The 7,296-nt window shown below is 35.0% G+C and carries 8 protein-coding genes; 7 read left to right on the top strand and 1 reads right to left on the bottom strand.

Annotated elements, in window-relative coordinates; all coding sequences use genetic code 11:
- The first annotated feature begins 136 nt into the window (after positions 1–136).
- From trxB to ACY65O_RS12190, 3 genes are all read left to right on the top strand, one after another.
- A complete protein-coding gene (gene trxB / locus ACY65O_RS12200; protein ID WP_462221132.1) occupies positions 137–1,072 on the top strand; it encodes a thioredoxin-disulfide reductase in 936 nt (311 codons plus the stop codon).
- A 117-nt stretch (positions 1,073–1,189) separates the two neighbouring features.
- On the top strand, positions 1,190–1,540 hold the full coding sequence (locus ACY65O_RS12195) for a dihydroneopterin aldolase (RefSeq protein ID WP_462221131.1): 351 nt from the start codon (positions 1,190–1,192) through the stop codon (positions 1,538–1,540).
- Between the two features lies 1 nt (position 1,541).
- Entirely contained in the window at positions 1,542–2,294 is a 753-nt protein-coding gene (locus ACY65O_RS12190; RefSeq protein ID WP_462221130.1) for a tetratricopeptide repeat protein, read from the top strand.
- A 61-nt stretch (positions 2,295–2,355) separates the two neighbouring features.
- Here the strand turns inward: ACY65O_RS12190 and ACY65O_RS12185 are convergent, their stop codons facing one another.
- On the bottom strand, positions 2,356–3,141 hold the full coding sequence (locus ACY65O_RS12185; RefSeq protein WP_462221129.1) for an RDD family protein: 786 nt from the start codon (positions 3,139–3,141) through the stop codon (positions 2,356–2,358).
- 204 nt (positions 3,142–3,345) lie between these two features.
- Here ACY65O_RS12185 and ACY65O_RS12180 point away from each other — a divergent pair, with 204 nt between their 5' ends.
- The 4 genes from ACY65O_RS12180 to ACY65O_RS12165 all read left to right on the top strand — a co-directional run.
- Complete coding sequence (locus ACY65O_RS12180; protein WP_462221128.1) at positions 3,346–4,368, top strand: stage II sporulation protein M; 1,023 nt, start codon at positions 3,346–3,348, stop codon at positions 4,366–4,368.
- Positions 4,361–5,179, top strand: coding sequence for a hypothetical protein (locus ACY65O_RS12175; protein ID WP_462221127.1), 819 nt, complete (start codon positions 4,361–4,363; stop codon positions 5,177–5,179). The genes ACY65O_RS12180 and ACY65O_RS12175 overlap by 8 nt, the downstream gene beginning before the upstream one ends.
- A gap of 8 nt (positions 5,180–5,187) precedes the next feature.
- A complete protein-coding gene (locus ACY65O_RS12170) occupies positions 5,188–6,396 on the top strand; it encodes a DUF4350 domain-containing protein (protein ID WP_462221126.1) in 1,209 nt (402 codons plus the stop codon).
- Between the two features lie 10 nt (positions 6,397–6,406).
- A partial coding sequence (locus ACY65O_RS12165; protein WP_462221125.1) for an AAA family ATPase occupies positions 6,407–7,296 on the top strand: 890 nt, incomplete at its 3' end.

Below are 7,296 nucleotides of genomic sequence, written 5' to 3'. Positions count from 1 at the left end.
TGGTACAAAACGCTCATTGCAAAATAACCGTACATTATTATCAGGCTCAAAAAATAGCCATCCTTATTTTTTTTGGAAAGAATATAGCACAATAAAATAATCCTGTAAATTCGTGGATTAGCATTTAATAAAATTTATGGATACAGAAAAAGTACATTGTTTAATTATTGGATCGGGGCCGGCAGGATATACTGCCGCTATTTATGCATCAAGAGCAGGATTAAACCCGGTTTTATATCAGGGCATTCAGCCTGGTGGACAGTTAACTATTACAACAGAAGTAGAAAATTATCCGGGTTATCCTGATGGTATTCAGGGGCCTGATATGATGGTACATTTTGAAAACCAGGCAAAGCGAATGGGCGCAGATATTCGTTATGGCTTAGCAACAAAAGTTGATTTTAATGTACATCCTTTTAAAGTGGAAGTAGATGAAGAGAAATGGATTGAAGCCGATTCAGTAATTATATCAACCGGTGCAAGTGCCAAATGGCTGGGACTGGAAAGCGAACAGCGGTTAAATGGATACGGCGTTAGTGCCTGTGCAGTGTGTGATGGATTTTTCTTTAAAGGAAAAGAAGTGGCGATTGTTGGTGCTGGCGATACAGCAGCAGAAGAAGCTTTATATCTTTCTAAAATTTGTTCGGTAGTACACATGATTGTGCGCAAGGGAGAAATGAGGGCAAGTAAAGTAATGCAGGAAAGGGTTATAAAAACACCTAACATAAAAATGTACTGGCATAGCGAAACTGATGAAATTTTAGGAGATAAAAAAGTAGAAGCAGTACGAATAAAAAATAATCAGACAGGAGAGAAGCAGGAAATTCCGGTGAGTGCATTTTTTGTTGCCATTGGCCATCAGCCCAACAGCGATATTTTTAAAGGTTTCTTAGATATGGACGATGCAGGATATTTAAAAACTATACCCGGTACTTCTAAAACAAATATAGAAGGGGTGTTTGCAAGCGGCGATGTGCAGGATAAAATTTACAGGCAGGCAGTAACCGCTGCAGGCAGTGGTTGTATGGCAGCACTGGATGCAGAAAGATATTTGAGTGAGAAAGGATTATGATAATGGATAATTGGTTAATTAATAATGTATAATGTTTTTAATCAGTTAACGTTTTTCAATTATCCAAAATTTTTCAACTTGAAAAATTATTAATTATTCATTTTTCATTATTCATTAATGTTCACCATACATCTTCATAATTTAAAATTCTTTTCTTTTCATGGTTTGCATGAAGAAGAAAAAATTTTAGGCAAAGAATATGATGTTAATGCAGATGTAACTTTTGAAGAAAATGGTTTGGTAAACAGGTTACATCAAACAATCGATTATGTAAAAATTTATGATATCATTAAGCAGCGTATGAATGTACCAACTCATCTTTTAGAAACTGTGGCACAGGATTTGGCACAATTGATTTATAAAGCAGATAACAGAATTACCTCAATCCATATCAGTATAAAAAAAATACACCCACCCATAGCAGCTTTTGAAGGTAATGTGGGTGTCAGTTATAAAAAAGATTTTTAGAATGAAATTGTTTTTATTATTTATTATTTCTATCCTTACTTTTTTGAAACCTGCAGCGCAGGATATTAATGCTATTGTTAAAGAAGCCGAACGACTGGAAAATTTGCCCGACGAAAATGCGGCACTGATAAAATTTAAAGAAGCATTAAAAATTAAGCCTACTCATATACATGCGTTAAGCAAAAGCAGTGAGCTCTGCAGCCGTATAGCTCAGCGGCAAACAAATACAAAACTCCGGGATGATTATTATGCAGCGGCTAAAATTTATGCACAAACGGCTTTAAAAATAGACTCCACCAGCTCAGAAGCCAACACATCAATGGCCATAATGCTGGGCCGCAGCACCATGACTAAATCGGGTAAAGAAAAAGTAGCATCTGCAAAAGATTTAAAAAAATATGTGGAAGCTGCATTAAAAAGTGATCCTAATAATTTTTTAGCATGGCATGTACTGGGCCGATGGCATTATGAAATAAGTAACTTAAATTTTGTGGAAAGATCTGCAGTTAAAGTTTTTTACGGTGGTTTTCCTGCATCGTCGTTAAAAACCGGTATTACTGCTTTTGAAAAAGTTAAAGCCTTAACTCCCGGTTTTATTTTAAATTATTTAGAGCTGGCAAAGGCCTATCACCGGAACAATCAAAAAGATAAAGCAAAGGTATTACTTGCAGAAATGATGAAAATCCCCAATCATACTGAAGATGACCCTAATATTAAAGAAACAGGAAAAAAATTATTGAAAGAGTGGAAGTGATGGAGTGATTCGGTTAAAAAATAACCCAACAATAATTATTCAATAAAGCATTATTCAATTTTCATTCTCTTGTTGCCAGATAATTATAATCTTCCAACAATTTTTCCAAAAACTGATCCGGGTATAAATCAGTTTGTATCTTTAAAACATCTTTTACTTTCATGGCAACACGGTTACACATTTCATAATTCCCATTTTTGCCCGCTTGTGTTACTACTCCTTTAATGGTGTTTATATCCCTGTCGCTGAGCCGCATTACAGTGGGGAAGGTTACTTTATAATCGTTAGTGTTTATCTCTTTAAAAATAGTGTCATCAATAGTAAGGTTTGTTTTGGTATTAACCACAACAGTACCAGCTGCCAAATCGCCAAGGCGTTGATTTTTTGGAGTAACTGCAATTATAATAACTACCGCAATTCCTAAAAGGCCCGTAAAAAATGTATAGGCAAACAGTGCTCCGGAAGAGTAAAAAATATAACCAAATAAAAAAGGCCATTCAAAAAATTTGGTTATCCACCTTAAAATGTACTGGCCAAAAGTTGGCTCGCCACCCTCAAGGCTTATAACACGTATGCCCATTATTTTTTTTCCAATGGTTTGGCCATTCATCCACAGCTCGGTAAGTAAGGAGTATAAAAGTAAGGGAAGAGAGATGAGTAAAATATCCATTCCCATATTGGTTTCAAAGTCGAGCCGGAAACCGTAATACATGAGCGATTTCATACTCCACATATAAATTACCATTAAAATATAGTCAATAATATAAGCCAGCAGCCGTTTATGAAATTCGGCTACATCAAACTCCAGATCTATATTAAATGCTGTATTTACTTGAATTATGGACATGTGTATGCAAAATACAAATTGCTTTTAACAGATGGGCTTAAACATCAATTTTTTTATTTATAAAAAATTCTTCAACTTGTAGGTTGAAAAAAGTTGATTTAAAGGTATATTGTCTTTTTAATTTTTATACAGATTGAATAAATTATAATTTTTAATTTAAAAATCGCTGTTCCCTCTTAATGGGATAGGGGTTAATTTTAAGGAATGAGAGAAGCAATGTTTATTAAAAAGAATGCGGATAAATGGAAGGAGTACCAGCATTCACCCACCGATAACCCTGATGAAACGGCCGAACGTTTTATTACACTTATCGACGACCTCTCTTATGCCAAAACATTTTATCCAAAAAGTAAAGTTACCCGGTGGATAAACGGAATAGCTGCCGGTATATACCAAAGTATTTATCAAAATAAAAAAGAAAAATACAGCCGTATTTTTCAATTCTGGAAATTTGAGTTGCCGCTGCTGTTCAAAAAATACCATCGCATATTTTTGTTCACCACATTTATTTTTTTACTCTTTACAGCAATAGGCGTTTTTTCATCGATGTACAACGAAGAATTTGTTAGAGGGGTTTTAGGGGATAAATATGTAAACATGACAGAAGAGAACATTGCAAAAGGCGATCCCTTTGGCGTATATAAAGATGATAATCCTTTTTCTATGTTTGTACGAATAGGGTTTAATAATATAAGAGTGGCTTTTCTTAGTTTTATTTTTGGTTTTACATTAGGCATTTTAACGGTTTGGATAATGTGGCAAAATGGAATTATGTTAGGCTGTTTTCAATACATGTTTTTTTCTAAAGGCCTGGGCATAAAATCGGTTATGGTAATTTGGATACACGGCACATTAGAAATTTCTGCTATCGTAATTGCTTCTACCGCAGGGTTTATTTTAGCCAGCGGCATTTTGTTTCCGGGCACTTATTCAAGAATGAATTCTTTTAAAAACGGCATAAAAGATGCAGCAAAAGTGCTGATATGTTTAATACCCATTTTTATTTTAGCTGCTTTTTTTGAAAGTTATGTTACCCATTTAATGAGCCAGACATTTGATAAAGAATCCAACCCCGGCTTACCGGTTTGGGCAAGCGTTACTATATTAGCCGCTTCATTATCTTTTATTGTTTGGTATTTTATTATACTCCCCATCCGTTTACATAAAAAAGGTTATTATATTCAACCCGATGGTATCATCAACCGGTTGAAGCAAGACAATGCGTAAAATTATTTTCATATCAATTTGTACCATCTTTTTTTATGCCGTGCCACAAGCACAGGATAAAAAATATGTTTATGAAGATTCTACTTTAAATCAATCAGAAGATTCTTATGACAATGCGTCTGATGAAAAAACTGTAACCGTTGTGGAGCAAGTGGCTGATACATTATTTGTAGACACCACAATATATTACAACCGGCTTACCATTTCTCCCGATACGGTTGAAGCATGGAGAAATTTAAAAGCCTTTGCCTATGTAAAACATTTAGATAGTTTACTAAAAGCAGAAAAAGAAAAAGGTAAAAAAGAAGAAAAAACTTATACGGCCCCATCTGGCCCAAGTGCGTTAGAAATGTTTTTGTCATCAAGTGGGCTGCAGATTTTTTTGTGGATGATGGCGGCATTTTTTGTAATTTTTATTCTTTATAAATTATTTTTAACCGAAGGTGCTTTTCGTAAAAAAACTACTTCATTAAAAAATACATCCCCGCAAGTTGAAGAAGAAGTAATAACCAGCGAAAGTGATTTTGAAAGCTTGATACGCCTGGCTTTGCAAAGCGGCAATTACAGGCTTGCAGTACGTTACCAGTATTTACAAACATTGCACAAGCTTGCCGCCAAAAATTTAATAGCGCTGGCTGCCGATAAAACCAATAACAATTATGTAAGAGAAATAACCAATAAAAATTATCAAAACGATTTTGCAGCACTTACTTTAAATTACGAGTATGTGTGGTACGGTGAGTTTGCTATTGAAGAAAATATTTACCGCCGTTTAGAAACCGGCTTTTCACAATTTAACAGTAAACTGTAATTATTAAATTGAACAAAATATACTTACATATCTTTTTATTGATACTGCTTGCAGTATCAATTACATCATGTAACGACCAGAGCCAAAAAAAGCTGCCATCATTAACTGAAACATTTTCAAAAGTGGATAAAAGACCTTTTGGTACATACATTGCCTACGGTCAAGTGGAAAACATGTTCAGCCGAAATACCATCCGAAATAAAAAGCAGGCATTTACTAAAACCTGGAACGAAATTTCTGATACTGCTTCTTTATACGTTTGCCTGGCGCCGGCATTATATGTTAATGATGAAGAAGTAAAAGCAATGATGAATTATGTGTATGCAGGCAATACTCTTTTTATTGCAGCCAATTATATTGATGATGCATTGCTGAAAGAAATTAAATGTAAAGAAGATTATAAACCCATTCCTCCATACTATAATTTTTTCGATTCCATACGTAATACCAACACCCAATTCAGCGATTCTTCTTTTTCTTATTACTATCACCCTTATAAAAATTCGTTTTATAATTATGATAGTGTATTTACAAAAGTGCTGGGTGTAAACGAAAATAAAAAGCCCAACTACATTGTGTTTTTTCACGGCAAAGGAAAATTATTTTTGCATTGCGACCCTAAAGCTTTCAGCAATTATTTTTTATTGAAAAATGAAAATTACCGCTATATGGAAAATGCTTTTTCCTACACGGCAAATAACCCCGATCATTTGTATTGGGATGATTATTATTTAAAACTCCGGTCAAAAAGAAATAGCGGTAATGATAATAAAAGTTTTTCTTCTCTAAGTGAAATAATGAAACACCCGCCACTGGCTGCAGCTTTCTGGTTAAGTTTACTATCGCTTTTGCTGTACATTTTATTTGGTATAAAACGCAGAGAGCGTATTATAGAAAAAAGAAAATCTAATGAAAACACTACGGTAACTTTTACCGAAACCATTGGCCGCTTATACCTGCAGAAAAAAGACAATAAAAACATTGCAGAAAAAATGAGTACTTACTTTAATGAGTATGTAAGGAATAATTATTTTTTAAACACCAGTAATATCAATGCCGATTTTATTACCACACTCAGCAGAAAAAGCGGCGTAGCAAGAGAAAAAGTAGAAGCTTTGTACAGGACAATTCATCATGCACAAACTAATGAAGCTGTAGATGACTATCAATTATTATCTTTAAACGAACAAATACAAAATTTTTATAAAAAACAGTAATTAAAAAATAATGGAAGAAAATCTTTTTCAGCAACGTATCGATTTGGGTGGCCTTAACAAAGCCGTATATGAAATACGAAACGAAATAAGCCGGGTAATAGTAGGCCAGTATAAAATGGTTGACCTGCTGATGATTGGTTTGCTTTGCGACGGTCATATATTAATTGAAGGTGTACCCGGCGTTGCAAAAACCTTAACCGCAAAACTAATTGCAAAAATTATTGACGTTGATTTTTCACGTTTGCAGTTTACACCCGATTTAATGCCGAGTGATGTGGTGGGTACATCAGTATTTAATCCCAAGGAAGGAGAGTTCCGTTTTAAATCGGGGCCCATCTTCAGCAACATTATTTTAATTGATGAAATTAACAGGGCACCTGCAAAAACCCAGGCCGCATTGTTTGAAGTAATGGAAGAGCGCCAGGTTACCGTTGATGGTTATACACACATGATGCGTATGCCGTTTATTGTTTTGGCAACACAAAATCCTATTGAGCAGGAAGGTACTTACCGTTTGCCCGAAGCACAGTTAGACCGTTTTCTTTTTAAAATAGAAGTGAAGTATCCATCGCTTGCCGAAGAAATAAATATATTAACTAACCAGCAGGGTAAATCGCAAAGCCAGATGCTGGAGGATGTAAAAAAGATTTTATCACCGGCAGATATTCAGCATTTCCGCAGCCAGATACAATCGGTAATTGTTGAACCCAAGCTGATAGAATTTATTGCCCGAATTGTAAACGAAACCCGTAACAATCCTGCTTTGTATCTCGGTGCATCACCAAGGGCATCGCTGGCAATTTTAAAATCGGCCAAAGCCAATGCTGCAATTAAAGGAAGGGATTTTGTTACGCCGGAAGATATTGTAGAAATGGCGCCGCATGTATTGCGCCACCGTAT

This window comes from Ferruginibacter sp. (genome assembly GCF_031430955.1).
Classification (GTDB): domain Bacteria; phylum Bacteroidota; class Bacteroidia; order Chitinophagales; family Chitinophagaceae; genus Ferruginibacter.
This window is presented reverse-complemented; position numbering and strand designations above follow the sequence as displayed.

What these genes read in the sequence shown, in the direction of transcription:
- trxB (WP_462221132.1), top strand. Translation starts at nt 137, where the DNA reads ATGGATACAGAAAAAGTACATTGTTTAATTATTGGATCGGGGCCGGCA.
- ACY65O_RS12195 (WP_462221131.1), top strand. Translation starts at nt 1,190, where the DNA reads ATGTTCACCATACATCTTCATAATTTAAAATTCTTTTCTTTTCATGGT.
- ACY65O_RS12190 (WP_462221130.1), top strand. Translation starts at nt 1,542, where the DNA reads ATGAAATTGTTTTTATTATTTATTATTTCTATCCTTACTTTTTTGAAA.
- ACY65O_RS12185 (WP_462221129.1), bottom strand. Translation starts at nt 3,141, where the DNA reads ATGTCCATAATTCAAGTAAATACAGCATTTAATATAGATCTGGAGTTT.
- ACY65O_RS12180 (WP_462221128.1), top strand. Translation starts at nt 3,346, where the DNA reads ATGAGAGAAGCAATGTTTATTAAAAAGAATGCGGATAAATGGAAGGAG.
- ACY65O_RS12175 (WP_462221127.1), top strand. Translation starts at nt 4,361, where the DNA reads ATGCGTAAAATTATTTTCATATCAATTTGTACCATCTTTTTTTATGCC.